The following is a 26,401-nucleotide window of genomic DNA, read 5'->3' on the forward strand; positions in this document are numbered from 1 at the left end:
ACAGGCGCTCGACGAGCGGTTGCGAGAGGGCCCCGAATGCTACGACGGATTTTCCTGGGGTTTCTGTTGCTGGTGGTGCTGACCGCGGCCTCGCTCGCGCTCTGGGAACCGCTGACCGCCGAGGCGCCGAAGGCGCCGGCCTTCAAGCCGACCGATGTTCAGATCGCGCGCGACAAGTTCGGCGTGCCGCATATCTTCGGAAAGACCGACGCCGACGTCGCTTATGGCGTGGCCTATGCGCACGCCGAGGATGATTTCTCGACCCTGCAGGAAGTGCTGGCGATGACGCGCGGGCGTGCCGGTGCGATGCTCGGCGAGGATGGCGCGAAGGTCGACTATGCCGCCGAACTGCTCGACATCCGCAAGACGACGACGCGCGACTGGCCGCGGCTGCCCAAGGATGTCCAGGCGCTGTTCACCGCCTATGCGGCGGGACTCAACCATTATGCCGACAAGCATCCGGACGAAGTGCGATTGTCAGGGCTGTTCCCGGTGACCGGCGAGGATGTCGTTGCGGGCTTCGTCCTGCGCTCGCCTTTCTTCTTCGGGCTCGATTCGGTGCTCGGCGGACTGACCGAGGACAAGCCGATGGGCCGTGAAGGTGGGCCGTCGCTCGACGCCAAGGGCAAGCTGGTTCCGCGCGAGCTGACTCCGGTCGGCCGCGATCCCGAAGCCAATGGCTCGAACGGCATGGCGGTCGCGCCGGCGCGCTCGACCGACGGCGCGACGCGGCTCGTCTCCAACTCGCACCAGCCGTGGACCGGCGGGGTCGCATGGTACGAGCTGGTCGTGCATTCGGGCGAGGGCTGGGATTTCGCGGGTGCGAACTTCCCCGGATCGCCGTACCCCTTCCTCGGCCACAACAAATATCTCGGCTGGACCAATACGGTGAACCGTCCCGACCTGATCGACATCTACAAGCTGGTGCTCGACGAAAGCGGCAAGAAATATCGTTTCGACGGCAAATGGCTGCCGCTCGAGGAAAAGCGCATCTGGCTGCGCGTCAAATACGGTCCGTTCGTGATCCCGGTGCCGCGGACGATCTACCGCTCGGTGCAGGGGCCGGTGATCAGGAACGACAAGGGCGCCTTCGCGATCCGCTATGCCGGGATGGACCAGTCGAACATGGTCACCCAATATTATCGGCTCAACAAGGCGAAGAGCTTCGCCGAGTGGCGCGCGGCGATGGCGGGGCAGGGTGTGCCGGCGACGAACTTCATCTACGCCGATGCCAAGGGCAATATCGGCCTCTTCTACAACGCGATGTTCCCCGACCGGCCGGCGGGCTTCAACTGGCGGGGCATATTGCCCGGCGATACCTCGGCCGATGTCTGGACGAAGACGCTGCCGTTCGACCGCGTGCCCGCGCTGGTCAATCCGCGCTCGGGCTATGTGATGAACGCGAACAACACGCCGTGGGTCGCGGCGGGGCCGGGTGATGAGCTTGATGCTGCCGCCTTCTCGCCCCTGCTCGGGGTCGAGGACGACATGACCAACCGCGCGGTGCGGCTGATCGAGCTGTTCGAGGCATCGGGCCAGATCGACGAGGCGCGGCTGAAGACGATCAAATATGACACCGCCTATGCGAAGACCGGCTATGCGAAGGCGTGGATGGCAAAGCTGCTCGCGCTCGACACCAAGGGCGATCCGGCGCTCGCCGAGGCGCAGGGTCTGCTCCGCCAATGGGACTGGAACCTCGACGGCAAGGGCAAGGGCGACGCGCTGGCGCTGATGGTGCTGCGCCCGGCGAACGGCAGTCATTACCAGCGCAAGCCCGAACCCGACCCGCGGCAGGTGCTCAGCGACACGGTCAATCATCTGCAGGAGCATTTCGCGGGGCTCGACCCGAAGCTTGGCGATGTGCTGCGCCTGCGTCACGGCGAGGGCGCCCACCGCGTCGACTTGCCGCTCGACGGCGGCAACGACACCGTGCGCGCCTCGACCTTGTGGGACGTCGAGCCCGACGGGCGGCTGAAGGTGCGCCACGGCGACAGCTTCATCATGTTCGTGACATGGGACAAGGCGGGGCAGGTGCATTCGGAATCGATCCAGCCCTTCGGCGCGGCGACGACGCGGCCCGACAGTCCGCATTACAACGACCAGGCGAAGCTGTTCGTACAGCACAGGCTGAAACCCGTGCTCTTCGATCCGGCGGCGCTCCGGGCCAGTGGAGCGCGTTTCTATCGGCCTTGAAAGCCCGTGACGCCCGCCCTAGACCGGTGATGGAGTGCCGTCCGGCACAGGTCGCGCGTGGGCCCATGTGCCTGCCATCCAAGAGGAATTTCATGCCCGCTTTCCGTCATTTCGCTCTCGCCCTCGCGGTGTCGACCTCGCTCGTCGCGGCCGGTCCCGCGCTCGCCAAGGCCAAGGAGGCCAAACCGGCCCCCGTCGCCGACCTGGTGAAGGCGGTCGACATTCCGTATCAGAGCTTCACGCTCGACAACGGACTGCGCGTCATCGTCCATGAGGATCGCAAGGCGCCTGTCGTCGCAGTGTCGGTCTGGTATCGCGTCGGGTCGAAGAACGAGCCCGCGGGAAAGACGGGCTTTGCCCACCTGTTCGAGCATCTGATGTTCAACGGTTCGGAAAATGCGCCGGGCGATTTCTTCGAGCCGCTGCAACAGGTCGGCGCGACCGACAGCAACGGCACGACCAGCTTTGACCGTACCAATTATTTCGAGACGGTGCCGACCGGCGCGCTCGACCGCGCGCTGTTCCTCGAGAGCGACCGCATGGGGCATCTGCTCGGCGCGGTGACGCAGGAGAAGCTCGATAACCAGCGCGGCGTCGTGCAGAACGAGAAGCGCCAGGGCGACAACAATCCCTTCGGCCTGCTGCGTTACGAGATTTTCGAGAATCTCTTCCCCAAGGGGCATCCCTATCATCACAGCACGATCGGCTCGATGGGCGACCTCGACGCGGCAAGCCTCGCCGATGTGAAAAAGTGGTTCACCGACAATTACGGTCCGAACAACGCCGTGCTCGTCCTTGCGGGCGATGTCGATCTGGCGACCGCGAAGGCCAAGGTCACCGAGTGGTTCGGCGATATTCCGCGCGGCCCCGAGGTGAAGGCCCCGGCCGCTTCGGTGCCGACCTTGCCGGCGCCGCTGGCCAAGGAGGTCAAGGACCTGATCCCCACGACGCGCATCTATCGCATGTGGGCCATCCCGGGTCTCAACGACGCCGAAGCGGTGCCGCTGCAGATGGCGGCGACGGTGCTCGGCGGCCTGTCGTCGTCGCGGCTCGACAATGCGATGGTGCGCAAGGATCCGGTGGCGGTCAGCGTCAGCGCCGGCGCGCAGACGTTCGAGGACGCCGGTATCCTGATCGTCCAGGCCGATGTGAAGCCCGGCGTCGATGTGAAGGTCGTCAGCGACAAGCTCGACGCCGAAATCGCAAAATTCCTTGCCGAAGGTCCGACCGCCGACGAGTTGCAGCGCGCAGCCGCGAGCTACCTCGGCGGGACCATCTCGGGCCTCGAATCGGTCGGCGGTTTTGGCGGCAAGGCGGTGACGCTTGCCGAGGGCGCGCTCTATTCGAACGATCCCTCCTACTACAAGACCGAGCTCGACCGGCTCGCCAAGGCGACCCCCGAACAGACGGCGGCGATCGCGCGCAAATGGATGTCGCGGCCGGCCTTTTCGCTGACCTATACGCCGGGTGAGCGTACCGAGGGCGGCGAGAATCGTGGCGGCGCGGTGACCGGGGGCAAGATGGGGGACGCCGTCGCACCCGACCGGTACTGGAACCCCGCGCTTGGCGATATCGGTCCCGACACGGGCGTCGGCACCTCGATTGCCGATCGTTCGCAGCTGCCGACGGTTGCCGACCTGAAGGCGCTCGACTTCCCCGCCATCGAGCGCGCGAAGCTCAAGAACGGGATCGAGGTCCTGTTCGCGCGCCGCACGACAGTGCCGACGGTCAATGTCGCGGTCAGCTTCGACGCGGGCTATGCCGCCGATCCGCATAATGCGCTGGGCACCCAGTCGCTGATGCTGAGCCTGATGGACGAAGGCACGACGAGCCGCGATTCGATCGCCTTCGCCGAAGCGAAGGAACGCCTTGGCGCGCAGATCGACGGATCGGCCACTGCCGACGAGACGGTGTTCAGCCTGTTCGCGCTGAAACCGAACCTCGCAGCTTCGCTGGGCCTGCTTGCCGACTATATCCGCAATCCGGCGTTCGATGCGGGCGAACTCGACCGCGTGCGCGCGCAGCAGCTCAACCGCCTCAAGGCCGAGCTCAACAATCCCAATGCGATCGCCAGCCGCGTGCTGATGCCGGTGCTTTACGGCGCCGACCATCCCTATGGCATTCCGCCCTCGGGCCTCGGCACCACCGCGGCGGTGACCGCAGCGACGCGCGAGCAGCTGGCGGCGTTCCATTCGGCGTGGATCCGTCCCGACAATGCCCGCATCTTCGTCGTCGGCGATACGACGCTGAAAGAGGTGACGAAGCAGCTCGATGCCGCGTTCGGCGACTGGAAGGCTCCCGCCGCAGCAAAGGGCACCAAGCATTTCGAGACTCCGGTCCCGGCGCCCAAGCCGCGCATCCTGCTCTTCGACCGGCCGAAGTCGCCGCAGTCGGTGATCATGGCGGGCAAGGTGCTCGCCGCGAAAGGCACCGAGGATCTGGAAGTGCTGCGCTCGGCAAACGACATTTTCGGCGGCAATTTCCTGTCGCGCTTCAACACCAACCTGCGCGAGACGAAGGGCTGGTCCTATGGCGTGCGCTCGCGCATCTCGAACGACAGTGACCGGCTGACCTGGGTCGCGATCGCGCCGGTACAGGCCGACCGGACGGGCGATTCGATCAGGGAATTCCAGAGCGACCTCAAGGCCTATCTCGGCGACAAGGGAACGACGAAGGAAGAGCTGGAGCGTACGATCAATGGCAGCGTCCGCGAGCTGCCGGGCAGCTTCGAAACCTCGACCGACGTGCTCGGCGGGATGCGCCAGATCGTCAAGTTCGGCCGGCCCGACGATTATTACGAAAAGCTGCCCGCCACCTATGAGGCGATGACGGCGGCGGAGGTCGACGCGGCGGCGCGCAAGGCGCTCAGTACCGGCGATCTCGTTTACGTGGTCGTCGGCGACGCGTCGGTCGTGAAACCGCAGCTTGACGGACTGGGGCTGCCGGTGGAAATAGCGACACCCGCTAACTAACATCAGTTTCAGTAGGAGAGATTTTATGTCCGGTGTCGATGGCAGCTATGATTGCGTCACCAAGTCGCCGATGGGCGACCAGAAGTCGGTTTTCACCGTCAACAGCAGCGGCGACGGCTTCACCGGCCAGAATGCCGGTGCGATGGGATCGCTCGATGTCGAGAATGGCAAGGTCGATGGCAACAAGCTGACCTGGACCATGAACATGAAGGTGCCGATGCCGATGACGCTCGAATGCGAAGCGACGATCGACGGCGACACGCTGACCGGCACGATCAAGGCCGGCGCCTTCGGATCGATGGCGATGACCGGAACGCGCCAGGCCTGATTTTCAGGGCAAACAAAACGGAAAGGGCCGCCCCTCGCGGGCGGCCCTTTTGCTTTTGCATAGCTTTTCGTGGCCCGGGGGCTATCCAAAGCGGAGCCGGAGGCGCATAGGCCTCCCGCAATGCACAAAATGACCGAAGCCTCCCAGCGGTCCCGCATGCCCGGCGACCGCGAAATGGTGTTCATGATGGCGATGGTCATGGCGTTGAACGCGCTCGCCATCGATTCGATGCTGCCCGCTTTGCCGGCGATCGGCGAGGGGCTGGGCGTCGCGGTGGCGAACGACCGCCAATATGTCATTTCGACCTATCTCTTCGGCATTGGCGCGGGATCGCTCGTCTATGGGCCGCTCTCCGACCGTTTCGGGCGCAAGGGCGTGCTCGTTCCCGCGCTCTTCGCCTATGTCGCCTTTTCGATCGGCTGCGGGCTCGCAACCAGTTTTCCGATGCTGCTCGCGCTGCGTTTCGGGCACGGGCTGATCAGCGCCGCGCTCGGCGTGATCGTCGTTGCGGTCATCCGGGATCTCTTCTCGGGCGACGCGATGGCAAAGCGGCTGTCGATGATCTTCCTCGTCTTCATGATCGTTCCCGCGATCGCGCCGACGATGGGCGCGGGGATTACGCTGTTTGCGAGCTGGCGGGCGATCTTCATCGTGCTGGCGGTGATGGGCGTCGTCATGATCCTGTGGCTGCGCCGCCTGCCCGAGACATTGCATCCGGAAGATGTCCGCCCGCTCGATCTCCGGACGATGATGGCGGGCTGGGCGACGGTAACGCGGCACCGCCGCGCCGCGGGCTATATGATCGCCTCGGGCATGATGCAGGGCGCGCTCTACGGTTATCTCAACAGCAGCGAACAGATCATCGCCGACATCTTTCATGCGCGCAGCTGGTTCCCGCTCGTCTTCGCCTGCGTCGCGCTCGGCATTGCGACCGCCAATTTCTCGAACGCCGCGATCGTCGAGCGTTTCGGCGCACGGCGTGTGTCGCAGAGTGCGACCTTCGCGTTCATGATCACGTCGATCATCCAGATCGCGGTGGCGCTGAGCGGCGCCGAGACGCTGTGGATGTTCACCGTGCTGATGATGGTCAATGTCGGGCTGATCGGCTTCATCGGCAGCAACTTCGGATCGATCGCGATGGAAGACTTCGGCCATATGGCCGGGGTCGCGTCCTCCTATCAGAGCTTTGCCAAGACGCTGCTTGCGGCGACCGTCGGGGCGCTGATCGGCCAGCAGTACAACGGCACGACGCTGCCGCTTGCCTATGCCTTCCTGATCTCGGGCGGGGTCGGTCTTACGCTGGTTTTCTGGGCCGAGCGCGGCAAGCTGTTCACCCGGCCGGGAACTGCGCCGAAGACGCCCTATTGAGGCGCAGGCAAGGGCCGCTAGCGACGGATTGCGGACGTTTAAGCTGTTTCGTCTTCGATCCCGATCCCGTCAAAGAACCTGTCGAAGTCGGCAGCAATTACCTCGGCGCTATCGCGGCCCGCAACCATATCTATGGCGACAATCGGCCAATGGGCATCATGCCGCGTGTCGAAAGCCAAATATTCTCCACCACCATTGCCGCCGAAAATCAGAAATCCCTGCAAATCGGGTTGGTCTTGGTTCGCGCTCTTTATTGACTTCGCGACCGTCGTCGCTGAGTCCAAACATAGATTATAGGGCTGCATAGCCAATGGGCCTTCACCGCCGTTGCTGAAGGCCAGCAGCTCAAGATAGCGTGCCGGTAGTTTTCCGGGCGCGAGCGCCTGCAATTCAACAAGCTCCTCCGGCGTTGCGCCTTCCATCCGGAACCAATCTCGGCCTTCTAGCATCAGCAGCCCCTCCGCAGGCGCATATCGTCGTCCGCTCTCTATTGCCGCGCGATCAAAACCGGAAGCTCGGCTTCCCACGCCAAACCGGCGTCGCACCCTCGCCGCTGCGTCGACGGGAAACGACCGATCCGGTACGCTCGATCCCTTATACTAGTAGGCAGAACAGCAATGCCGTGACGGCAATCGCGAAGGGGATCAGAATCCAGCCGGGAACCGGTTTGCTGTCAGCAAATTTGCCCGTCACGACAAACCGCGCGATCTCGATCCGCTGGCTTTTGCCATAATCGGCATCTCGTGCCCTGATATCGACATCGGACAGGAAATGCTCCACGACGTGCGGATAATCCAGCTCGGACCGAGGTTCGAGGCTTAAGTAGAGATCGCGGCACATACGCTCAACCGCGCCCCAATCGGCGTCGGCGCGCTCTTCTTCCCGCAGAATGTCGCCCAATCGGAGACGAAGCGTAACTGTGTCCATGAACTGATGTTAGGCAATGCGGCAGAATGCACAATGCCAGCTAACGACCGGTTGTGGACGTTCTTCTCCCCTCCCGCTTGCGGGAGGGGTCGGGGGTGGGCAGCGACGTTGCGATCAACCCACCCCGCTGCGGCTAGCCAGCAAGCTGGCAAGCCTCACTGCCCCTCCCGCAAGCGGGAGGGGACACCAGCTCGCTCCTGCAACGGCCGCTCTCCACCCCAAAACAGCCGCCTGTGCGTCAAAAAGAAAGGGGGCCGAAGCCCCCTTCCCATTTCTTGTGTAGCCTCAGCTCACCGGCGGGACCGGCTGCGGCGGCGCGTCGGGATCCTCTTCATGGACCTCGTCGACATGGCCGAGCCCGACATGGCTGCGCGAGCGGCTGTAGCCGAAATAGACGAGCAGACCGATCGCGGCCCAGATCAGGAAGAGGATGATGCTCTTGTGATCGAGGCTGGCGAACAGATAGATGCAGCCGATGATCGACAACGGTGCCGTCAAATATAGCATCGGCGTGCGGAACGGGCGATGGCGGCCCGGATCGGTGCGACGGATCACCATCACCGCGATCGAAACTGCGGCGAACGCGAAGAGCGTTCCCGAGTTCGAGATATTCGCGAGCTGGCCTACCGGGAAGAAGGCGGCGAACAACGCGACCGCGATGCCCGTCAGGATCGTGATGAAGTGCGGCGTGTTATACTTCGGATGGATTTTCGAGAAGGCGGTCGGAAGCAGACCGTCCCGGCTCATGACGAAAAAGATGCGTGTCTGACCGAACATCATCATCAGGATAACCGAAGGCAGAGCGATGATCGCCGCGAGGCCGACAAGGTTGCCAATCTGCGGCCAACCGATTTCGCGCAGCGTCCAAGCCAGTGCTTCCTTCGAGCAGACGACTGCTTGGTTGCCGATCTCGGCGCAGCGCGCGGTCAGTTCCGCCGTCCCCGGCTCAATCGCACCGCCTGACGCGGTCATCACCGGCTGCGCACCGACGGAGCCGATCACGCCAGCCGAAACGAGCAAATAGAAGATCGTACAGATGCCGAGCGATCCGATGAGACCGATCGGCATATTGCGCTGTGGATTCTTCGTTTCTTCGGCCGCAGTGGAAACGGCATCGAAGCCGACATAGGCAAAGAAGATCGAAGCGGCGGCGGCAGAGATGCCTCCGAAGCCGAGCGGCGAGAAGGGCTCGAACTCCTTCATGTTCATGACGGGAACAGCCAGGATCACGAACACCGTCAGCGCGACGATCTTGATTGCGACCAGCGCAGCATTGACCGTGGCGCTCTCCTTGGTGCCGATGACCAGAAGCCAGGTGACGAGTCCGGCGATGACCATCGCGGGCAGGTTGATGATGCCGCCGTCGAGCGGCCCCAAAGTCCATGCCGCTGGCACATCGATGCTGAACGCGTGTTCGATATAGCCGATCATATAGCCTGACCATCCGACCGAAACAGCGCCCGCGGCGACCGCATATTCGAGGATTAGTGCCCAGCCGACCATCCAGGCGATCAGCTCGCCCATCACGGCGTAGCTATAGGTATAGGCCGATCCCGATACAGGCACCATCGACGCCATTTCGGCGTAGCAGAGTGCCGCCACCGCGCAGACGACGCCGGCGATGATGAAGCTGATCATCATGCCCGGACCCGCCTTTTGCGCGGCTTCGGCGGTCAGCACGAAGATGCCGGTGCCGATGACGGCACCGATGCCGAGCATGGTGAGCTGGAACGCACCGAGCGATCGGTGCAACGACTTTTTCTCGGCGGTGGCCAAGATGGCGTCGAGCGATTTGACGCGACCAAATATCATCCAAAATTCCCCTTTGGGGCCCGGGTGCGGGCCTTCTCCTGGCGGGGCAGACTAAACGCTCCGCGCGTCAGCGCAACTTAATTTCAGGCGTGTGACAGGGGGTTTGTCGCAGTTTAGCGCACCGTGAAGCGGACGCGGTCGATCGGCTTGCCGCCCGGATCGACGAGGGTGAGCATATGGACGCCGGGACGAGGGAGAATCTGCTGCCCCGCATCGGCGTCGCCGAGCGGCTTTTTGTCGAGGATCAGCCGGTATCCGGGCACGTCGCCGCTGACGATCACCGCAAGGCGCTGGCGATCGATCGGGATGTCGGGATCGAGCGCATAGACGCTGCCGCTGACCGGACTGGTAATGCGCGGGCGGCGGGCAGCCTGCGGTGCGGCGGCCATTTCGCTCTGCGCGGTGCCGGCCAGGAAATATTCGCGGCGCGGCGGTTCGCGCGTGCCCGGCAGGCTGATCTGGCGCGCCTCGACGCCCGCGGGCATCTTCGGCGGCTTGCCCGGGCTGCCGGCATGCAGCGCCATCATCACGTCGCGCCAGACGGGGGCGGCGCCGGACGTGCCCGAGACGGCGCGCATCGAATCCCCCTCGAGATTGCCGACCCAGACCGCGACGGTGTAACGGTCGGACCAGCCGACGCACCAATTGTCGCGCATGCCTTTGGAGGTGCCGGTCTTCGCCGCCGCCCAGAAGGGCAGGCGGAGCGCGCTGTCGGCGCCGAAGGCGTCGGCGCGGGCGGAGGCGTCGGCAAGGATGTCGCCGACGATGAAGGCCGCGGCGGGCTTGACGATCTGTCGCGGCTCTCCGCCCTTTTCGCCGCTGCGGAAATGGACCGGCGACCAGCGGCCCTGATTGGCAAGGGCGCGAAAGGCGTTCGCCTGTTCGACGAGGCTGACTTCGGCCGAGCCGAGCGCGAGGCTGAAGCCATAATATTCGCCGTCCTCGACAAGGCTGTGATAGCCGAGCGCCCAGAGGCGGTCGCGGAATTCCTGCACGTCGTCGATGACGAGCGCGCGCACCGCGGGGACGTTGAGCGACGAAGCGAGCGCATGGCGGACGCTGACGGGCCCCTGAAAACTGTGGTCGTAATTTTTCGGCACATACAGACCGGACGCGGTGTCGAGCTGGACCGGGCTGTCGTCGAGGATCGAGGCGGCGGTGAGCCAGCCATGTTCGATCACCTGCGCATAGAGATGGGGTTTGAGCGTCGAGCCCGCCTGCCGCGGCGCGTTGGCGCCGTCGACCTGCGCTGCGGTCGATTTGAGGCCGACGCCGCCGACATAGGCGAGCACCTCGCCGGTCGCATTGTCGAGCACGACGACCGCGCCGTCGCGGACGCGGTCCGACCCGAGGCCTGCGAGCTGGCGGCGGAGCGCGACGATCGCCGCGGTCTGGATGCGGCGGTCGATCGTGGTGACGACGCGCTTCCCCGGCTTGTCGAGCAGCCGCGTGGCGAGGTGCGGGGCGAGCCCGGGGTCGAAGCGCGCGGCGCGTTCGCCCGAGACGAGCGTCGCGGCGGCGGCATCGATCGCGCCGCAATCACCGGCCTTCGCGATGCGGCAGGCGCGCTTGCCCAGAACTTCAGCGCTGGCGGCGGGATTGGGAAGCAGGCCCGCGAAGAGCGCCGCGTCGGTGCGGTTCATCTCGGCGGGGGTCTTGCCAAACAGGCTTTGCGCGCCGGCGCCGATCCCCTGCGCCTCGCCGCGCAGCGGCAGGAGGTTGAAATAGGCCTCGAGCATTTGCTCGTGCGTCCAGTTCGAGGCGAGGTCCTGCGCGGCGCGCATCTGGCGGATCTTGGCGAGCCAGCCGCGCTGGCCGGGCTGCGCAAGTTCGGGCGCAAGGAAGGCGGCGAGCTGCATCGGCAGCGTCGATGCGCCGCGCGAGCGGCCGCCGGTCCAGCGGGTACGCGCCGCGCTCGCCATCGCGAGCCAGTCGACCCCGCCGTGCGACCAGAAACGGTGATCCTCGGCCGCGACGACGGTGTCGCGGACCGCGGGGTTGATATCCTTCAGCGCAACCCAGGCGAGCCGGCGGCGCTCGAAATCGACGCGCTCGCTGTCGAGGAGCTGGCCATCGCGATCGTAGAGCCACGCCTCGCTCGGCTTCCAGTCGGCACGCACCGCCGCATAGTCCGGCATCGCCGGCGGGCGCGTCAGCAGATGCGCGGCGGTGGTGAGGACGAGCGCCGCGAGCGCCGCCCATGCCAGAGCATCGGACCAGCGCCGCCGGCGCCCGGGAACGGGCGTCGAGGCCATCGCTTCACTCCGCCGACGCGGCGATCGTCACCGGCGCGTTCGGCCACTGGCCGCGGATCGCGGGCGAGTACATCGCCTCGACGCGCGTCGGGGGCAGGGTGAACTTGCCCGAGCCGTTGAGGCGCACGACATATTCGACCGCGTGCGTGCCTGCGGGCATCCAGCCGTAATAGCCGCGCCAGCTGTCCTTGCCGCGCTCGACATAGGAGGGCTGCCAGTTCGACCCGCCCGCCTGCGCGCCGAGCATCTCCGACTGGCCGCCGAGGTTGCCAACGATCGTTGCACCCGGCGGGACCGGGTCGTTGATGACGACCCAGGTCCGGCCCGCTGCTGCGATCACCTCGATCCGCACCTTGATCACGTCGCCGCGCGTCAGGCGATCGGGATTCGCCGCCTTCACGACGCTGACCGAGCGCTTGATGCGGTAGCCGGCGTTGAGCGGCTCCTTGAGCGGCACCGCCGCCTTGACGCTGACGGTCGCCCATGGCGCGCCGGTGCCCTGATGCTGGAGGCTCATCGTCGCGGCGTTCAGCGCAACGCGGAGCGGCGAGGGCGTTTCGGCAGGCAGCGGCCAGCTTTGCGAAGCGGTTTCGCCGGCAAGGCCGATGTTGGTGACGCCCGTGATCGCGCTCGCCGGATACAGCTCGGCGAAGCGGCGGACGGTGACCGCGCCCCACGCGTTGGCGGGGGTCGTGTCCCAATGGCCCTTGCGCTGGCGCTGGGCGACGCCGACCATCAGCTTGCCCGCGTCATCCTCCCAGCCCTTGCGGCCGAGCACGGCTTCGAGCGCCTTGATCGCCATTTCGTCGCCGCTCGTCATCATCCACCACGGCGCATTGCCGTCGTCGACGAGGTCGAGGCGCGTGCCTTCATAGACGAGCCGCTTGCGCAGTTCGGCCTCGGCCGCAACGCGGAGCGCGGCGGCGTTGCGCACGCCCGGCGTCCGCTCGATCGCGACGAGCCAGTCGGCGAGTGTGCCCGTCGCCATGTCGATCGGCTGCGTATCGATCGACGCGACGAGCGCGGGGGTCGAGGCATTGTTGCGCGCGAGCGCCGCGAGCGCGGCGATGCGGATCGGGCGAAGGTCGTAGGGACCATAGCCCTTGCGCGTCAGCCGCCCTTCGACGACCGCCTGCAGCGCCTTGACCATCTTCGCCTTCGACGCGTCGGGAACTGCGAAGCCGTTCGCCGCGGTCACCGCCATCACATAGGCGGTGAGCTCGATCGATCCGTCCATCCGTTCGTTCGGCCAGTAACGAAGCAGCCCATCCTTATCGAGATAGGTCGGCATCGCTCCCGCCAGCGCCTGCCAGCGGCCGACATCGCCGAGCGCGATCGCGCGCGAGGTCGACTGTTCGAAGCAGTTGTATGGATAGATCGCCATATAGTCGCGGACGCCCGAGAGCGGCGGCGCGAGCGTGCCGGCGAGTGCGACATCGACATAACCGCCGGGCAGCGCCCCCGCGGGGATCGCGATCGGCAGCGTGGTGTTCGGGCCGACGCGGAACAGGCTGGCGGCCCATGTCTCGACCGGGATCGCCGGCTCGACGATCTGATCGAAGACGAGGCGGTCGCGCGCCTTGCCGTCCTTCGACACCGCGTCGACGGTCCACTGGATCGGGCCGGTCTGCTCGGGCGCCGTCACCTGCCAGCTGATCGGCACCGCGCCGCCCGCCGGGATGGTGACGGTCAGCGGCGGCGCGGTCGCGACGGCGGGCGACAGCGTCGGTGTCGCGGTGACCGTCATCGCCTTGTCGGTGCCGTTGCGCAGCGTGAAGCGCGCGTCGAAGCTGTCGCCGGTGCGGACCAGTTCGGGAAGTCCGGCGAAGACGCCGAGATCCTGCACGGTGCGCACGTTCGTTTCGCCGGTGCCGAAATATTGCGATCCGTCGGTCGCGATCGCGACGAGACGGAAGCCCGAAAGATTGTCGGACAGCGGGACGTCGACGCTCGCGCGGCCCTTGCCGTCGAGCGGGACATGGCCCTGCCACAGCAGCACGGGGCGGAAGTCCTCGCGGGTCAGCCCCGACAGGTCGCCGCCGCCACCGCCGCCCGGTTCGAGCGCCTTGCGGCCGTAATGGCGCTTGCCGACGACCTGCATCTGCGCGGTCGAGGTGAGGACGTCGAGCGTGCGCTCGCCCATCATTGCATCGATCAGCTTCCAGCTTTCGTTCGGCGCGAGCTGGAGCAGCGCCTCGTCGACCGCGACGAAGGCGACATCCGCTCCGCTTGCCGGCTTGCCCGAGGGATTCTTGACCTCGATCCCGACCTTGGCGGTCTCGCGGATCGCATATTTCTCCTTGTCGGCCTTCACCTTGACGCCGAGCTGATGGCCCTCCCAGCCGACCTTGATCTTCGCGATGCCGAGGCGATAGCTCGGCTTGGCAAGGTCGACGAGCGCGGTCGCGGGTGCGCCCTCGCTGTTCTCGATCTTGAAGCCGACCGCGCGCTTCATCTGGCGGAACCAGCTTTCGTTGCCGGTGACGCGCCCGCGCACCGCCATCACCGAGACATAGACGTCGGGCGCATAAGTCGCGGGCAGCTTGACCTGCACGACGGGGTTGGTGCCCTTCAGTGGGACGACGAAGCTCGACAGCACGCCCTCGCGCTCGACGGTGACGAGCGCGGTCGCTTCGCGGAACGGCATGCGGACCTGGAAGCGGGCGGTATCGCCCGCGGCATAGCGCGGCTTTTCGGCGATCACGTCCATGCGATCGCCATTGTCGCCGCCAAACCACCAGTCGTCGTCGCCGGCCAGCCACATCGAGCGCACCGCGCGCGCTTCGTTGCCGTCGGCGTCGACGGTCGTCGCGACGACGGTGACCTCGCCCGAGACGCCGGGCGCCATCGCGCAGCTCGCGCGGCCGAGCTTGTCGGTCGTCGCGCTGCATGTCGCGTCGAGGCGCGTCGTGCGCATCTGGTTGTCATAGGCGTAGAAGCCGCCGATCAGGCGCCGCCGCGCGGTGATGATCTCGCGGTTGTAGAGCGCCACCTGCACGCGCTGGCCCGCGATCGGGCGACCGTCGAGATCGAGCGCGACGAAGTTGAGGCGCAGATCATTGTCGCGCATCAGCCAGCCGTCGGTCTTCACGCCGAGGCGCACCGCCGACGGGAAGAGCATGATCCGGCGGCTGGAGGTCAGCGTCTCGCCATTCGCATCCTCATAATCCATCTCGACCGCCATCTGCGTCGGCTCGATGATCGGCTGGTCGACGGCGATGCTGGTCGTCGCGCCGCCGTTCGCGTCGAGCTTGAGCGGGACCGAGCGTGCGAGCGGCAGGTCGGCCTCGGGTTCCTCGCCGCTGTCGTCGAGCTGGATCACGCCTTCCTTCACAGGCTGGCCGTCGAAATCCCAGTCCTGATAATCCTCGGGCGCGTTCCAGCTGGCGCGGAAATTGGTCCGGACCTCGACCGGCAGGTTCGGCGCGGGGCCGCCCGAGAGATAGCCGACGAACAGCGACAGCGGGACCGCGGTCGGGCGCACGGGGGGCGCTTTCGGGCCGGTCACCGTCGCCTTCATCGTCGGCAGGCGATATTCGTCGACCTTGACCGACTGGTTCGACCAGATCGTCTTGTCCTCGCCGTCCTTGTCCTTGGTGACGAAGACGAGCTCATAGTCGCCCATCGGGGCGGTTGCGGGGACGTTCCATGTGGTCTCGCCGCTGCCGTTTGCGTCGATGCTGAACGGCATTTCGAATTCGGTGTCCGATCCGCGATGGATCAGGCGGAGCTTGCCTGCGAGCGGCTTCGGCGTCGAAAAGCCGGTGCCCACCGGACGACGCAGGATATGCTTCATATGGACGGTCTCGCCCGCCTTGACGAGCGCGCGGTCGAAGAGCGTGTGAAGGATATCGTCGCGCTCCGACCAGCCATAGGGCAGGTCGAAGTCATAGGGTCGGATGCCGTTGCCCCAGTCGGTGAGCGTGAAGCTGAAATCGTCGCCGCTGCGCGCGCTGACCATCAATGCATGGCCGTCGCTGCTGGCGGGGTCGGGGTCTTCCTCGCAGCTCGAATAGGTCTCGGGCTCGGGCAGGCCGTTCGGGAAGGCGAGGCGTCCGGCCTTGTCGGCGGTGCCGCGCGCGAGCAGACGCCCGGTGCAGCTGTCGGTGACGCGGATTTCGGCGCCCGCGACGGGCAGGCCGGTGTCGAGCGCGGTCACCCATGCGAGCGAGCTTTCGCGGCCCCATTTGAAATGCACCGCCATGTTGGTGACGAGCGCGGCGGTCGCGACATAGCGCGTCGCCTTGCGACCGAGCAGCACCGCGCCAAGCTCGGGGCTGGCGATCTCGACAACATGGAAGCCCTTTTCGGCAAGCGGAATGCCGACGACTTCGAACTCCTTGCCACCGGCGGCGGGTGCAAGTTGCATGTCGCGGCGTTCGCCGCCCGCGGGCGCATCCTCGAACACCGATTTGGTGCCGGTGTAGTTGACCGTGACGTCCTCGCCCTTCGCGTTCTTTTCCTCGCGATAATCGGTGTCGTCGGCGTCGGCGACACGCTTCAGCCAGCGCGCGATCGCGGCATCGTCGTCGCCGACCTTCAGCGTCGTCGCGGGCATTTTGAGGTTCGACTGGACCATCGACGCCTCGACCCCGCGCACGGTGACGGGCAGGATGCCGCCCTCCGACGCTTCGAGGATGCCGAATTCGGCCGCGAATTTGACCAGCGGCGGGGCGCGGTCGATGTGGAATTTCAGCGGAAAATTCGACTGGTTCTGCAGCTTGCGGCCGCTCTGGTCGGCGATGTCGGCGGGCAGGACGAGCGTCGCGTCGACATTCTGCGACAGCGGACCCGAAAAATGGATGCGCTCCAGATATTTGTCATTCTTGTCGTCGTCGTCGAACTTTGCGGCGTAGCTCTTGCCGTCGGCGGTCTTGAGCGTCGCCGCGAGCGCGATCTCGCGCAGCACCGGTGCGGCGAAGATGACATTGACGTCCTTCAGCGGGTTGCAGCCCGCCTGCGGATTGACGCGGCTGCACGACATTTTCGCGGTGAAGGCCGGGCGGACGTCATAGTCGAAGCGCTGGTCGCGGCCCGCGGTGCGGGTTGGCACCCCCGCCTGCGAAATGCGCGCGTCCCAGACGAGCGCCATCTCGCGCCCCGGCGGCAGCGGCCGGCGGCATTTGACGGGGACGACGCGCTCGAGGAGCTGGTCGCGGTCGGCGCCGGCGGCGGGCAGGCGAAGCGGAAGGCCGGCGTCATAGGCGAAGGATTGCGACGACCATTCGTTCGACATGCCGTCGAGAATCTCGACCGCGGTATCGCGCTTCAGCACGTCGACCGGAATCTTCTCACCGATCCCGTCGACCGCGCAATAGGCGAAGCGGCCGACCGACGCGCGGTCGGCGGCGACATTGGTCGCGACGAGGAAGATCTGGTCCTCCTCGACCCCGTCGTAGATGCCGCCCGCCATGACGGCGCGCACCGAGGGGCCGCCGGTATCGATCTCGAACCGGTCGTTGCCGACGACGCCGACGCCGCGCGCGGTGGTCAGGCCCGAATTGAGCTGGACGTGGCAGCTGACGCCGCCGGGGAGCGACTTGTCGAATTCGAGGACCCAGGTGCGCGTGTCGACCCAGCGGCTCGTCGCACCGACCTTGCAGTCGTGCGTTGCGGGGGCCTTGGCGCGGGGATCGCCGAGCGGCACCATGTCTTCGGAGAAGCGGAGCGTGAAGCGGCTGATCGTGCCGTCGCCGGTGCCCGACGAGCCCGGGGTCGCGAGCGTGACCTGCGGGACGGTGTCGCCGCCCGCCGCAGCAAGCGCAAGCCCGAGCGGGACGACAAGGGCCAGCTTCACCCTGCCGGCGAGACCTTTCGCCAGCGCCTGCCATCCCTTTGCCATCGTCTCGTCTCCCCGGTGTCGAGCTGGTCCTATCCTGCTGGAAACAGGGAGCCAAGTCCACCCGTCGCCGCGCATCGCGCACGGTTAATCGCAGACAGGGAAAATGCTGTGACAGCGGTCACTGACAAACGCGAAATCAGCGCGCGAGCATCGGTCCGAGTCGCTGCCCCGCAAAGATGTGGACGTGGAGGTGCGGTACCTCCTGATTGCTGTCGAAGCCGACGTTCGCCAGCAGGCGGTAGCCGGGCGCGACGAGCCCCTGATCGCGCGCAACCTTGCCGACGGCGCGTACGAAACCCGCGATTTCTTCGTTGCTGCCGCGCTCCGAAAAATCGTCCCAGCTCACATAGGGACCCTTGGGGATCACGAGGATGTGCAGCGGCGCCTGCGGATTGATATCGTGGAAGGCGAGCGCGAACTCGTCCTCATAGACCGTCTTCGACGGCAGCTCGCCGCGCAGGATGCGCGCGAAGATGTTGTTGTCGTCATAGGAAAGCGTCGCGTCGATCGGCATGGGGGAGCTCCTATTGGGTTCGGCCGGCTTTTTCGGCATGGCCCGAAGTGCCGTGGCGGCGACCCAGTTCGTCGGCGACGTCGGCCCACGACAGGCCGCGGTCGGCGAGCAGGATCGAGAGATGGAAGACAAGGTCGGCGACTTCGCCGGTCAGCGCGGCGTCGCTCTCGGTCAGCGCGGCGATGACGGTTTCGGTGGCTTCCTCGCCAACCTTTTGCGCGATCTTGCCGGTGCCCTTGGCCGCGAGGCTGGCGACGTAGGAAGCTTCCGCGTCGCCCGCGGCGATCCGGTCCCTCACCACCGCTTCGAGCTGCGTCAATGCTTCGCCGATCGCCATAATCGAAACTCACCCAAAAGCCGTTCGCCCTAAGCTTGTCGAAGGGCCGTTCTTTCTTTCGACATTGGAAAGAGGAAGGGCGGTGCTTCGACAAGCTCAGCACGAGCGGATAGGAACAATGGTTCGATGGCCTAGCGACGGGAAAGGCGCTGGACAAGCCGCGATCCCTCTGGTGAAGCGCGGGGCATGGCCGAGGTCAAATTGCATCCCGACTGGCTCGCAGCGATCGGCGGCGAGTTCGAGCAGCCCTATATGGCGCAGCTCAAGGCGTTCCTTGCCGACGAACGCAGCAAAGGGAAGACGATCTATCCGCGACCGCGCGACTGGTTCGCCGCGCTCGACGCGACGCCGCCGCAGGATGTGCGCGTCGTGATCCTGGGGCAGGACCCGTACCACGGGCCGGGGCAGGCACACGGCCTCTGCTTCTCGGTCCAGCCCGGCGTCCGCACGCCGCCCAGCCTCGTCAACATCTACAAGGAAATGAAGGCGGACCTCGGCATCGCGCCCGCTTCGCACGGCTATCTCAAACATTGGGCCGAACAGGGCGTGCTCCTCCTCAACAATTGCCTGACGGTCGAAGCCGGCATGGCGGCTTCGCATCAGGGCAAGGGGTGGGAGAAGTTCGCCGACGCGGCGGTCGCTGCGGTCGCCGCCGATCCGGCGCCGAAGGTCTTCATCCTGTGGGGGAGCCATGCGCAGCGCAAGGCCGCCAACGTGCCGGGGCTGGGCGCGGGGAGCCCGCACCTGATCCTGCGCGCACCGCATCCTTCGCCGCTGTCGGCGCGCAACGGCTTCTTCGGGACGAAGCCCTTCAGTCAGGCGAATGCCTTTCTCGAGGCGCATGGTCGCGGAGCGATCGACTGGCGCCTCCCGGACAACCCGGAAGCATGAGCCTGTTGGCCGACCCGGCGACGCTGGCGGTGCTCGTCGCCGCGGTAATCCTCGTCGGCATGGCGAAGGGCGGGCTGGCCGGGGTCGGCGCGCTCGCGACCCCGCTTGCGGCGCTGGTGCTGCCGCCCGCGACCGCGGCGGCGATCCTGCTCCCGATCCTGATCGTGCAGGACGTGATCAGCGTCTGGGCGTTCCGCAAGACGTGGGACGGCTGGATCATCGGCTGGATGCTGCCGGGCGCGGCGGTCGGTATCGCGGCGGGCTGGTACTATGCCGAGAAGGTCGATGAGGCGCAGCTGATGCTGGCGCTGGGCGCGATCACGCTGGCGTTCGGCCTGTATCGCCTGTGGGTCGAGCGCGGCGGGCGGATCGTCGCGGCCTCGACCTTGCCGGGCTGGGTCGGGACGATCTTCGGCGGCCTGATGGGGCTGACGAGCCAGATTGCGCATGCCGGCGGGCCGCCGTTCCAGATGTGGGTGACGCCGCGCAAGCTGCCGCATCTGACCTTCATCGGCACCAGCGCGATCCTGTTCGCAATCGTCAACTGGATGAAGGTGCCCGCCTATCTCGCGCTCGGCGCTTTTCCGCATGAGGTCGTCATCGCGGCATTGCTGCTGATGCCGCTCGCGATCGTTTCGACGCTGGTCACGGTGCGCTGGATGAAGCGGATGAATCCCGAGCGCTTCTATGTGCTGATCTATGTGCTGATGGTGCTGCTCGGCGCGAAGCTGATCTGGGACGGAGTGCACGGATGAGCGTCATGATCCTCGTCGATGCCGATGCCTGCCCCGTGAAAGACGAGATCTACAAGGTCGCGTGGCGCCACGAAGTGCCGGTGAAGGTCGTGAGCAACAGCCGGTTGCGCGTGCCCGAGCATCCGTTGATCGAGCGTGTGGTGGTGTCGGACGGCTTCGACGCCGCCGACGACTGGATCGCCGACGCGGCGGATGCGAAGAGCATCGTGGTGACCGCCGACATATTGCTCGCCGATCGCTCGCTGAAGGCGGGGGCGACGGTGCTGGCACCGACTGGCAAGCCCTTCACCGCCGCATCGATCGGCCCCGCGATCGCGACGCGCGCGATCATGGCCGACCTGCGCGCGGGAATGGGCGACGGGATGGGCGGCCCGCCGCCCTTCTCGAAGGCCGACCGTTCGCAATTCCTGCAGGCGCTCGACGGCGCGCTTGTCAGGCTGAAGCGCGCGGGCTGAATTTTTTCGGGCGAGTGACGGAAATCACCGCGCCGCGCCCCGGCTCGCGGCAAAACAGGATCAACGAAAGACGATTTCGTCCTGTGCCGGCCCACCACGCCGGTGCGGGATCAGCCCTCCCGCCACTCGCGACCCCGGCGGGAGGGCACGAATATCCGGCGGCGGTTCTCCGATCGGGGGACCGGATCGAACCGCCGGCGCCGCCCGACCGCCACTCCCGTGATGGCCGGGCGGACTAATTTTCGGGGCGTCAGTTTCCGGCGGCGCGGTGACGGAAGAAGGCAAGCACCAGCACGACCGAAATGACGCCGACCATCATCCCCGCAGTCGTCGTGATCATGTTGATCGATTCGGCCGGGTTGTTCGAATTCCACGCGCCGCTCGTCGTGCGATCGATCATCCACCACGCCCCCGCGACAACGATCGCGTCGAGCAGTACGAGCCCCAGCAGGGCACGCATCGATTTCTTCATTTTGGTCTCCCCCGTTTTCGATTTGCGCCGACCCTATCAGATTGGCGGACGCGGTCCATTCCGTTTGACCCGACGGTGTTCGCGGCGCATTCTTGCGCGATGGCGCGCCTCTACACGACCTTCGCCGACTTCTGGCCCTTTTACCTCCGCGAGCACAGCAAGGCGTCGACACGCGCGCTCCATTATGTCGGGACGAGCCTCGTCGTGGGAATCGCGATTGCGGCGGTGCTGACGGGGCGATGGGGCTGGCTGGTCGCGCTGCCGGTCGCGGGCTATTTCTTTGCCTGGGTCGCGCATTTCGGGGTCGAGAAGAACCGGCCGGCGACCTTTACCTATCCGCTGTGGAGCCTCGCCGCCGATTTCAAAATGTGGGCGTTGTGGCTGACCGGGCGGCTGGGCCCCGAACTCGATCGCGCGGGGGTCGAGCGCGTTTCGCACTGACAAATCGATCAGAGTGAGCGAGAGGCTGCACTGGCGATTGTTGCGAATCATTCTTAACTAGAGGTCTCGTACCGGAGACCCGCCATGCCGACCGACCTCATCAAGACGCTCACCTATCTGTCGCTCCATCTGACCATCGGGTTCAGCGTCGCCTATGTGATGACCGGATCGGTCGCGCTGGCGGGCGGGATCGCGATCGTCGAGCCCTGTATCAATGCTGTCGCTTTCTTCTTCCATGAAAAGGCGTGGAAGCGCGTCGGGGCCGGGCGTAAGCTGCTCGCGGCCTGAGCGCCCTTTCCCGAGTCCCGCCGTTCAAAACCGAAGGAGACCCCGCATGACCGTCAATCGCGCATCCGCCCGCTACGAAGGCTTCGGCAAGGAGGGCAAGGGATCGATCACGACCAGATCGGGGGTGCTGAACGCCCAGCCCTATGGCTTCGGCACGCGCTTCGAGGGACAGCCGGGGACAAACCCCGAGGAACTGATCGCCGCGGCGCATGCCGCCTGCTTCACCATGGCGCTGTCGTTCGGGCTCGCGCGAGCGGGCTATTCGGGCGACACGCTCGAAACCAGCGCGGAGGTCACGCTCGATCAGGTCGATGGCGGTTTCGAAATCTCGAAATCGGCGCTGACACTGACCGGCAAGGTGCCGGGGATTTCGGCCGAGGAATTCGCGGCGATCGCGAAAGAGGCCGAGATGAACTGCCCGGTGTCGAAGCTGCTCGATTGCGAAATCACGCTCGAACACACGCTCGAAAGCTAGGCGGCGAAGCGCAGCGGGGGCGGCAGTTCGTCGGCCATGAAATCGAACATGCCTTGAACCGGCGCGTCGAGCGTCCAGCGTTGCAGCACGCGGTGGCGGCCGTGGCCGACATGGCTTTCGATCAGGACAAGGTCGCGTGGAATCCAGTTCCATGCGACCGGCACCGGATCGAAGGGATGCCGGCCATAGCCGAGCGTGACGTGCGGACGGAGGCCCGACTGCCGATACCAGGGCTCGATTCCGTGCGGGGCGAGGCGCGCGACGATCGCTTCGTAAAGCTGGCGAATGCCTGTAACGCCCCCGGCTGTGATCAATTCGGCGCCGGCGTCCTTGCTGACGATCCGGCCGAAGGGGATCGATGCCGCAGCAGGCAAGCCGGCCTCGAATGCCTTGGCTACGCGCTGCCGCAGAAACGGGTGCGGTACCATGGTCTCGTCGATCGAGCAGAGCGTCAGATGATAATTCTGCGGCTTCAGCCCGGCGAACAAATCGCCCGACACCGGCGGCAACTGGCGCGCCAGCCACCCCGCACGATCGGCCGGAACCTGAAAGCCCAGAAAATAGCGGAACATCGGCGTCATCGGTCTTCCTCCGAATCGGATAATGTTCTCTTTATGTTCCCATTCGGCGCGAGAGTCGAATCCGCATGTGCCGGCGGCGCCTACTGGCAGTTGCCTTCGCGCTTTTCTTCCTTGCCGCTGGCGAGGAACCAGCGCGATCGGGCATTGTCGGCCGAATCGTCGAAATAGCAGACGTCGGTCGCGCCGGTGCGCGGATCGATCAGCACCGACCATTGGTGCGACCCGCAATTATGCGCCTCGCAAGCCCATGCCATGACTTTGCCGTCCTTCATCTCGATCGGCGCGGAGGGGCCTTCGGTCGTGGTGATCGCTTTCAGCACCGCCGCGTCCTTCACGCTCGCGACGATCCCCGCCTTGACGAGGACATGGTCGTTCCACGCGACACCGTCGACCTTGTCGAACGGATATTTGCCCACATAGGCGGCGAGCTTCGTGCCCGCGGTCGGCGGCAGCGGCGAAGTTTCGGCCGCGCCCGCCTTGGTGCCGCTCGCGTCGGGCGGGTTGCCGGTCGGGGCGGTTTTCGATGCCTCGGCCTTCGGCGCTTCGGCTGCCGCCTTGTCGGCCTTCGTACCGCAGGCGGCGAGCGCAAGAGCAAGCGCGAGGAGGGGGAGGTGGCGAGGGGGCATGCGGCTTCTCCTGCTATCGCACCATCCTATCACGCAGCCTGCGCGAAGAACATCAGATAGACGAGGCGGCCGTCGTCGGGTCCGGTACCGAAGCCCGCGGCGCTGTTATGGAACATCCACGGGCTGAACAGGATCAGCCGGTTGAAGCGCATCGGCGCGGTGAAGCTCTTCTCCCACGCCGCGGGTTTCAGCGTGTCGCGGTTGACGACGTCGTCGACCAGCCGGTTGATGTCGGGATAGCCCGCGCCGTGGATTCCCTCGGCCGTCGTCGGCACGCGGTCGAGACCGCTGCGGCGATGGCGATAGAAGTCGGTCCCGCCCCGGCAATGTTCGGGCGGGGTGAGGTAAAGAATGCCCGACCAGGCCGCGGGGTCGATATGCACCCCGCTTTTGCCGCGATCGTTCTTCAGCGTCAGGCGGCAATGGCCGTGAAGCGTCCCCGGCGCGCCGACGAGATTCAGCCCGGTGAGGCGCGAGACGTAATCGTCGATCCCCTTGATCGGCAGCGCGCGGGTCGACGTGATGCCCGGATAGTTGGCGCCCGCGGGCTTCGGCTCGTAACCGAGCCCCAGCGCCTGCCGCCTCAACTCGTGCGGGTTGGCGACGAAATCGTCGATCATGACGAAGCTTGGCGTCATATGGTCCCGTCGGGCGTTGCCGGCCCTTACCCCTTCGGCTGTGCAGACGCGGGCTCGTCTCCCTTGTCCGGTTCACCGATCTTTTCGATTTCACGCCGGATATCCGACTTCTGCGACGGGGCGTAAAGATTGTTCGCGCCCGAATAAAGCCCCTTGAGGAAAGCGAAATCCCACTGGGTGAGCGTGACCGGCACCTCCTCGTCCTCGCCGGCGTCGAGCGCGCGCAGGATCGTCGGGGCCGAGGTCTTGTCGAGCCGGGCGACATCGACCTTCGAAAAGCTGCGCATCAGCGCATAGTCGGCGACCTGCGTGATCGTCAGCCCCTCCAGCCCCTTGCTGTCGAACACCACCACTGCGCCGGCGATATAGGTGCGGGCGGGCGCGGTAATGCGCGAACCGGCGTGGGTGGTCCGGTTGACCGGTATGCCTTGCGTCAGCATCACCGGATGCCCGTCGGCGTTGAGCATCCCCTCGACCTGCCAGGCGATGGCCGAGCCCGGCTGCGCGAGGATCCGGCGGACTTCGGCGGGCGACTGGTCGCCGAACATATAGGCGTGCTTGCGGCCGAGCGATTTGACGAAGGCGACCTTGTCGGGAGCGGCGACGATCAGCAGGTTGATCCGGCAGTCGGCCACATCGCCGACCTTCAGCCCGACGCCACCCGCCACGAGGCGGATACGCTCTTCGAGCGCGAGGCGCTGGGGCTCCGTAAAGCCGACCGCACGCGGGCATATCTCGTTCTCGAACCGCGCGATCTGCGCGCGCGGTCCCGTGGGCGTCAGCGCGCCGATAAAGCTCTCGACCTGCTTTTCGATATCCTTTTGCCCCGTGACGATGATCGGGGCGTCGGCTTGCGCCGCTGCGGGGGCGGCGGTGACAATTGCCAGTCCCGCAAGAAGGAAGGCGGCGGCGGTACGCGCAATGCGCATGAAGGGCTCCCTGGTCCGGATGCGGATGACATGACATGGGTTCCGGGCACCCCGATCGCCCAGCGTCCTTCGACGCGAGGCAGGCACGCGTCGACGAGCGGAGGGGGGATCGGAGCGAACCGGCGGCTGGAGGATGGCTCGCAACTTGTCATTTGCTTTCCGCCGGATATCCTGTTCGCGGGAGTCGTGCCATGACCAAAGACAAGCCCGCGAGCGTCGTCCTCTTGTCGGGCGGCAATCCGCAAATCGCGAAGGGCGACGGCGATGCGCCGGTGCAGGCCTATATCGCCGCGATGCCGGGATGGAAGTCGCCCGTCTGGGCGCGGCTCGACGCGCTGATCGCGCATGAGGTGCCGGGGGTGCGCAAGGCGGTGAAATGGAACTCGCCGCTCTATGCCGCGCCCGATGCGCTGCCCGGCCACTGGTTCCTCAGCGTCCATTGCTACGACCGCTATATCAAGGTCGCCTTCTTCGACGGCAAGCGTCTCGACCCCGTGCCGCCGGTCGCGTCGAAGAGCGGGCAGACGGCCTATTTCCACATCCACGAAGATGATGCGGTCGACGAGGCGGCGTTCGCCGACTGGGTGCGGCAGGCGATCGCGCTGCCCGGGGAGAAATTGTGAGAGGAGAGAGCATGGAGGACGAAGACGCTTCGGCGCTGATCGACGCGAAGATCGCGTCGCTGACCGACTGGCGCGGCGCCACGCTCGCGAAGCTGCGCGCGCTGATTCGTGAGGCCGATCCCGAAATTGAAGAAGCGGTGAAGTGGCGCAAGCCGACGAACCCGGCGGGCATGCCGACATGGGAGCGCGCCGGGGTGCTGTGCACGGGCGAGACATACAGGGACAAGGTCAAGCTGACCTTCGCCAAGGGCGCGGCGGTCGACGATCCCAAGAAGCTGTTCAATTCGAGCCTCGACGGCAATGTCCGCCGCGCGATCGACTTTGCCGAGGGCGACACCGTCGATGCGGCGGCGTTCCAGGCGCTGATCCGCGGCGCGGTCGAGGCCAATCTCGCCAAGCCCGCGCGCGCGAAGAAGGGATGAGTCGCGGGTCCGATGCGCTCGCGGCGGCACTGCTCGATGCGGTCGAGACCGAAAATCGCGAGCGCGAGCGATGGCAGCCGGCGATCGCGCGCGAGAATGCCGAAGCGATCTTGAACGCCTTGCTCTGGCTCTATGGCGCTCGCGGCGGTTCGGCCGCGAGCATCTATGCCGCCGACGCGCTGGACAAGGCGGTCGAAGCGGTGTGGCCGCGCGGCGCTTGACTCGCCGCGCGCCGGCGCCGCTAATGGACGAAAGAC

Annotated in this window: 25 protein-coding genes; 13 read left to right on the forward strand and 12 right to left on the reverse strand. The window is 66.0% G+C overall.

Annotated features, from left to right (window positions below; all coding sequences use genetic code 11):
- The first annotated feature begins 36 nt into the window (after window positions 1–36).
- From L7H23_RS11940 to L7H23_RS11955, 4 genes are all read left to right on the forward strand, one after another.
- A complete protein-coding gene (locus tag L7H23_RS11940) occupies window positions 37–2,193 on the forward strand; it encodes an acylase (RefSeq protein ID WP_237836089.1) in 2,157 nt (718 codons plus the stop codon).
- 92 nt (window positions 2,194–2,285) lie between these two features.
- Entirely contained in the window at window positions 2,286–5,165 is a 2,880-nt protein-coding gene (locus L7H23_RS11945) for a pitrilysin family protein (RefSeq protein ID WP_237836090.1), read from the forward strand.
- 25 nt (window positions 5,166–5,190) lie between these two features.
- Window positions 5,191–5,493 (forward strand): hypothetical protein, encoded by a 303-nt coding sequence (locus L7H23_RS11950; protein ID WP_237836091.1) that lies wholly within the window; start codon window positions 5,191–5,193, stop codon window positions 5,491–5,493.
- A gap of 129 nt (window positions 5,494–5,622) precedes the next feature.
- Window positions 5,623–6,861: a multidrug effflux MFS transporter gene (locus L7H23_RS11955; protein WP_237836092.1), complete on the forward strand. Its 1,239-nt coding sequence runs from the start codon at window positions 5,623–5,625 to the stop codon at window positions 6,859–6,861.
- 38 nt (window positions 6,862–6,899) lie between these two features.
- Here the strand turns inward: L7H23_RS11955 and L7H23_RS11960 are convergent, their stop codons facing one another.
- From L7H23_RS11960 to L7H23_RS11990, 7 genes are all read right to left on the reverse strand, one after another.
- Window positions 6,900–7,283, reverse strand: coding sequence for an SMI1/KNR4 family protein (locus L7H23_RS11960; protein ID WP_237836093.1), 384 nt, complete (start codon window positions 7,281–7,283; stop codon window positions 6,900–6,902).
- Window positions 7,284–7,455: 172 nt separating this feature from the next.
- Entirely contained in the window at window positions 7,456–7,788 is a 333-nt protein-coding gene (locus tag L7H23_RS11965; RefSeq protein ID WP_237836094.1) for a hypothetical protein, read from the reverse strand.
- A gap of 285 nt (window positions 7,789–8,073) precedes the next feature.
- Entirely contained in the window at window positions 8,074–9,600 is a 1,527-nt protein-coding gene (locus L7H23_RS11970; RefSeq protein ID WP_237836095.1) for an amino acid permease, read from the reverse strand.
- 113 nt (window positions 9,601–9,713) lie between these two features.
- A complete protein-coding gene (gene pbpC / locus L7H23_RS11975) occupies window positions 9,714–11,855 on the reverse strand; it encodes a penicillin-binding protein 1C (protein WP_237836096.1) in 2,142 nt (713 codons plus the stop codon).
- A 4-nt stretch (window positions 11,856–11,859) separates the two neighbouring features.
- On the reverse strand, window positions 11,860–17,697 hold the full coding sequence (locus L7H23_RS11980) for an MG2 domain-containing protein (RefSeq protein WP_237836097.1): 5,838 nt from the start codon (window positions 17,695–17,697) through the stop codon (window positions 11,860–11,862).
- A gap of 136 nt (window positions 17,698–17,833) precedes the next feature.
- A complete protein-coding gene (locus tag L7H23_RS11985; protein WP_237836098.1) occupies window positions 17,834–18,211 on the reverse strand; it encodes a histidine triad nucleotide-binding protein in 378 nt (125 codons plus the stop codon).
- Window positions 18,212–18,221: 10 nt separating this feature from the next.
- Complete coding sequence (locus tag L7H23_RS11990) at window positions 18,222–18,548, reverse strand: phosphoribosyl-ATP diphosphatase (protein ID WP_237836099.1); 327 nt, start codon at window positions 18,546–18,548, stop codon at window positions 18,222–18,224.
- Window positions 18,549–18,734: 186 nt separating this feature from the next.
- Here L7H23_RS11990 and ung point away from each other — a divergent pair, with 186 nt between their 5' ends.
- From ung to L7H23_RS12005, 3 genes are read left to right on the forward strand one after another with little or no spacing between them, the layout of a single operon-like run.
- Entirely contained in the window at window positions 18,735–19,439 is a 705-nt protein-coding gene (ung, locus tag L7H23_RS11995) for a uracil-DNA glycosylase (RefSeq protein ID WP_237836100.1), read from the forward strand.
- A complete protein-coding gene (locus tag L7H23_RS12000) occupies window positions 19,436–20,194 on the forward strand; it encodes a sulfite exporter TauE/SafE family protein (protein ID WP_237836101.1) in 759 nt (252 codons plus the stop codon). The genes ung and L7H23_RS12000 overlap by 4 nt, the downstream gene beginning before the upstream one ends.
- Entirely contained in the window at window positions 20,191–20,649 is a 459-nt protein-coding gene (locus L7H23_RS12005) for a YaiI/YqxD family protein (RefSeq protein WP_237836102.1), read from the forward strand. Before L7H23_RS12000 ends, L7H23_RS12005 begins: the two co-directional genes overlap by 4 nt.
- A 250-nt stretch (window positions 20,650–20,899) precedes the next feature.
- On the opposite strand, the gene L7H23_RS12010 is transcribed toward L7H23_RS12005, so the two are convergent.
- On the reverse strand, window positions 20,900–21,121 hold the full coding sequence (locus L7H23_RS12010) for a hypothetical protein (protein ID WP_237836103.1): 222 nt from the start codon (window positions 21,119–21,121) through the stop codon (window positions 20,900–20,902).
- A 99-nt stretch (window positions 21,122–21,220) separates the two neighbouring features.
- Here L7H23_RS12010 and L7H23_RS12015 point away from each other — a divergent pair, with 99 nt between their 5' ends.
- The 3 genes from L7H23_RS12015 (at window position 21,221) to L7H23_RS12025 (ending at window position 22,325) form a co-directional block, all read left to right on the forward strand.
- The gene (locus L7H23_RS12015; protein ID WP_237836104.1) at window positions 21,221–21,562 is read left to right on the forward strand and encodes a DUF962 domain-containing protein; all 342 of its coding nucleotides are present in this window, start codon (window positions 21,221–21,223) and stop codon (window positions 21,560–21,562) included.
- 84 nt (window positions 21,563–21,646) lie between these two features.
- On the forward strand, window positions 21,647–21,850 hold the full coding sequence (locus L7H23_RS12020; RefSeq protein ID WP_237836105.1) for a DUF2061 domain-containing protein: 204 nt from the start codon (window positions 21,647–21,649) through the stop codon (window positions 21,848–21,850).
- 46 nt (window positions 21,851–21,896) lie between these two features.
- Window positions 21,897–22,325, forward strand: coding sequence for an OsmC family protein (locus L7H23_RS12025; RefSeq protein ID WP_237836106.1), 429 nt, complete (start codon window positions 21,897–21,899; stop codon window positions 22,323–22,325).
- Here the strand turns inward: L7H23_RS12025 and L7H23_RS12030 are convergent.
- From L7H23_RS12030 to L7H23_RS12045, 4 genes are all read right to left on the reverse strand, one after another.
- Complete coding sequence (locus L7H23_RS12030; RefSeq protein WP_237836107.1) at window positions 22,322–22,906, reverse strand: hypothetical protein; 585 nt, start codon at window positions 22,904–22,906, stop codon at window positions 22,322–22,324. The genes L7H23_RS12025 and L7H23_RS12030 overlap by 4 nt on opposite strands.
- Before the next feature lie 80 nt (window positions 22,907–22,986).
- Entirely contained in the window at window positions 22,987–23,532 is a 546-nt protein-coding gene (locus L7H23_RS12035; protein ID WP_237836108.1) for a hypothetical protein, read from the reverse strand.
- A gap of 29 nt (window positions 23,533–23,561) precedes the next feature.
- Window positions 23,562–24,170 (reverse strand): DUF6445 family protein, encoded by a 609-nt coding sequence (locus L7H23_RS12040; RefSeq protein WP_237836109.1) that lies wholly within the window; start codon window positions 24,168–24,170, stop codon window positions 23,562–23,564.
- A 26-nt stretch (window positions 24,171–24,196) separates the two neighbouring features.
- A complete protein-coding gene (locus L7H23_RS12045) occupies window positions 24,197–25,099 on the reverse strand; it encodes a hypothetical protein (protein ID WP_237836110.1) in 903 nt (300 codons plus the stop codon).
- 191 nt (window positions 25,100–25,290) lie between these two features.
- Between L7H23_RS12045 and L7H23_RS12050 the strand changes: the two genes are divergently transcribed.
- From L7H23_RS12050 to L7H23_RS12060, 3 genes are read left to right on the forward strand one after another with little or no spacing between them, the layout of a single operon-like run.
- Complete coding sequence (locus tag L7H23_RS12050) at window positions 25,291–25,722, forward strand: DUF1801 domain-containing protein (RefSeq protein ID WP_237836111.1); 432 nt, start codon at window positions 25,291–25,293, stop codon at window positions 25,720–25,722.
- An 11-nt stretch (window positions 25,723–25,733) separates the two neighbouring features.
- Entirely contained in the window at window positions 25,734–26,144 is a 411-nt protein-coding gene (locus L7H23_RS12055; protein WP_237836112.1) for a DUF1801 domain-containing protein, read from the forward strand.
- Window positions 26,141–26,365: a hypothetical protein gene (locus L7H23_RS12060; RefSeq protein ID WP_237836113.1), complete on the forward strand. Its 225-nt coding sequence runs from the start codon at window positions 26,141–26,143 to the stop codon at window positions 26,363–26,365. Before L7H23_RS12055 ends, L7H23_RS12060 begins: the two co-directional genes overlap by 4 nt.
- Window positions 26,366–26,401 lie beyond the last annotated feature (36 nt).

The sequence above is a fragment of the Sphingopyxis sp. BSN-002 genome (genome assembly GCF_022024275.1).
GTDB lineage: Bacteria > Pseudomonadota > Alphaproteobacteria > Sphingomonadales > Sphingomonadaceae > Sphingopyxis.